At 39.4% G+C, this 652-nt stretch carries 1 pseudogene; it reads left to right on the top strand.

What is annotated here, in order from left to right:
* Positions 1-652: pseudogene (locus K9V48_RS28410) on the top strand (IS3 family transposase); the annotation flags it as partial.

The following is a 652-nucleotide window of genomic DNA, read 5'->3' as shown; positions in this document are numbered from 1 at the left end:
AAATATAACGACGATTTTAAGAAGATGGTGGTGGAACTTTATCACACTGGTAGCTCGGTGAGTACGTTAAGCAGCGAATATGGTGTATCTGAAGTCACAATTTATAAATGGATTAAAGCCTTAACCCCAGTGAGTGGCGAGGAAAATAGCCTCACACCAAAGGACATAACTGAAATTCAAAAAGAGAACCTTCGAATGAAACAGGAAATCGAAATCTTAAAAAAGGCTATGGCCATATTCGCCAGAAAGTAACTGATACCGAGCTCACAAACTTGATTCACGATCAAAAAGAAGTGTTTCCCGTCCAAGTCATGTGTGAAGTGCTAGACATGCCAAGGAGCACTTATTATCAGTCCCTGATTAAAACAGAATCAGTACGTGACCGAGAAAACCGATTGCTTCTTGAACAGATTCAGCTGATTCACACCGAGAGTAAAGGTCGATATGGAGCACCTAAGATTCATTTTCTTCTATTAAAGGCAGGGTTTTCAGTTAGTCTTAAACGTGTTCAACGGATCATGAGAAAGGCGGGAATTTCTTCAATTACGATTAAAAAATTCCGTCCACAATCAAATAAAAAACCGATTGAGGCTCGTGAAAACATACTACAACAGGACTTTTCTACGTCCAAATTAAACGAAAAATGGGTGGC

This window comes from Metabacillus rhizolycopersici (assembly GCF_020075705.1).
The sequence above is the reverse complement of the archived record's forward strand: the minus strand, read 5'-3'. Positions and strand labels throughout refer to the sequence as shown.